At 40.2% G+C, this 2,477-nt stretch carries 3 protein-coding genes; 1 reads left to right on the top strand and 2 read right to left on the bottom strand.

Annotated features, from left to right (window positions below):
- Positions 1 to 458: 458 nt before the first annotated feature.
- Positions 459 to 1,262 (bottom strand): abortive infection system antitoxin AbiGi family protein, encoded by an 804-nt coding sequence (locus H5187_RS23145; protein ID WP_182798433.1) that lies wholly within the window; start codon positions 1,260 to 1,262, stop codon positions 459 to 461.
- Positions 1,263 to 1,378: 116 nt separating this feature from the next.
- Positions 1,379 to 1,711: a ribonuclease E inhibitor RraB gene (locus tag H5187_RS23150; RefSeq protein WP_182762811.1), complete on the bottom strand. Its 333-nt coding sequence runs from the start codon at positions 1,709 to 1,711 to the stop codon at positions 1,379 to 1,381.
- Between the two features lie 223 nt (positions 1,712 to 1,934).
- On the opposite strand from H5187_RS23150, the gene H5187_RS23155 reads away from it, so the two are divergent.
- Positions 1,935 to 2,477: transposase (locus H5187_RS23155; protein WP_182798434.1), on the top strand; the 543-nt coding region annotated here is incomplete at its 3' end.

Consider the following 2,477-nt stretch of genomic DNA (forward strand, 5'->3'; position numbering starts at 1 on the left):
CGTTGGTCAGGAAAATCACGCGATTGGTCAATAATTAAGGAAGTAAATTTAAATCCTGAGAAAAAAGAAGAAATGCGGGTGGCATAAAATTTAACTTGAGGCGACAACTAACTTGAAAAACTCCGCTGGCGGCAGTGGCGCTCTTTATAAAAAATAGCACGCACTAAAGTACGCAGTTTAATGAAATTAGGGGTCAGTGAGAGACTCGCCATAGCCTGTGGTATCACCAGTACCAAAAGTAGGCGCTTGGAAGCGAAGGCCCTTGTAGAAGCTCAAAAACAAAAGGAATTAACATTGCATTAGGCAATGATTACTTAGCTTCACAAGGTTTAGCGTCATTAAGAGATATTTGGATCAATATTCACTACGGGAGATGAACCGCCCATTGCGGACCCGCATGATGGGTGGTGTGGGGGCTGGAGGTTAGAGACCTCCGGCTACCCGATTATGTGGTTGTTTTATATATCTAAGTTGATTTGCTCTGCGGTTAATATACGACTTTTTAGTCGATCGCGAGTTTGTTGATTAAAACGTCCTTTGACCTCTTCAAGGTGAGTTATCAATTCCGAAATTTCATCATCTCGCTCAACAATTAAATACCTAATGTCTTCAGGTTCAAAATGAAGTCCAATATGACTAATTGAGGAGTTTAATTCTCTTTTCTGTTTTTCAGTCTTGATCGAACTAATAGGAACAAATGGAGCTATCGAAGAGCTATTATTGATAGAGAGAGATAACGAGCTGTTATCTAGTGGTGGTACATAACGCCATTCACGCTCATCAGCAAACCTGTATTTCTCTATTTTTTCATGACCCTTTCTTTGAAGAGGTGCTTCATAATTTTTAACAAAACGATAAGTGTTAAAAATATTCATATAATCTGTGGTAAGTTCATCATAATCACCACTTTCTTCGAACTTTCTGCGGTGAGCGTGAATGCCATCTAAACCTTTGATAAGCCCTTCTGTAAAGGGTGAGTGCTGGCTGATATAAAGAACAGGATTGAGTCCATTTCGATTTGCCCACTCCTTAGTCAAGCCAATACCATAATGACCATATTTACTCATATGGCTACTAACTTCAGACAATTTTAGGTCACAAAACGAAACCATTGGAACTCCAATTTCTCTTGACCGACTTGTTCCAATTATTTTTTCTCTAGCATATGAGATTCTGAACGTATTTTTTAAGATACCAAACATTGCTTCTCGACTGCAGAAATGGAATAAAATCTCTGGATATAGACTTTTATTTTTACTCATAATTAATACCACCAAACTCGAGAACCACATAACGCCGCCAACACAGGCCGAGCGTAGCGAGGTCCAGTGCAATGCGCTTTTTGCATTGCACGAATGTGCTTGGCTTCGTTATGAATTTAGCCATTTAAAACGCCCCAGCCATCCAAATACCCGTTCACCTTTGATGTACGCTCGGCCAGTTTATTTTCAAAGGCAATGATATTGTCATATGTAACCATCATGATTGGGACTAACTCTAACTCCATACCACCTTTATCGCTTGGCCTTGTTTCGATATTTTTAAATTTTTGTCCGCTCTTCCAATCAGTTGCGTACTGCCTTGCAACGAGATCAGCTTCTTCTTCGGTGGCATAGATAGCATAGAAATCGACTGGATGCTCGATAGAGAAATCGAAATCATCTTCCTCCAATCTTCTGAATACATCACCATTCACATCATCCGGATACATTTTTCTCTCTCGAATCTGAGGGATTCATAACGACTAGCTAAGTGGCTAACAAACCTGCCACTTCACTCAATTAAAACACCTTAAACACATAACTAAACCAAGCTAAAAATGCCAAGCGTTTGTTAGTCCGTCTTTAGCGCCTTGATACTCATTGAGCCTCCTCCCCAGCATCGCGATTATTCGCTACGCTGAAAAGGCAATCAACCTTACAGGAGAAAGCTCAATGAACTTTTACAATAACATGCATCCATATTATTGTGGAATCGATTTACACGCGCGATTACTTTATGTCTGTATCATTGATAATACAGGACTTGTCCTTGTTCACAAGAAAATTAAAGATGATCCTGAAGCGCTACTAAAACTACTTAAACCGTATATCGGTGACATTGTGGTTGGCGTAGAGTGCATGCACTGTTGGTATTGGGTCGCTGACTTTTGCAAAGAATACACTATCGACTTTATCCTTGGCCATGCTTTGTATATGAAAGCGATTCATGGCGGCAAAGCCAAAAACGATAAAATAGATTCACACAAAATTGCTAAACTCATCCGTGGTGGTAACTTCCCACTTGCTTATGTGTATGACAAAGATATGCGTGCTACACGCGACTTATTACGGCGCAGAACTAAAATCGTCTGTCATGGCGCTGATTTAAAAGCCCATGTCGCCAATACTGCCAGCCAGTACAATTTACCTGCCCATAATGTCAATTTAAAAAACGTCTGCGACAGAGAAAAAATGCGCTATTACTTTCCTGATCCC

Source organism: Pseudoalteromonas sp. SG44-1, from assembly GCF_014164315.1.
GTDB lineage: Bacteria > Pseudomonadota > Gammaproteobacteria > Enterobacterales > Alteromonadaceae > Pseudoalteromonas > Pseudoalteromonas rhizosphaerae.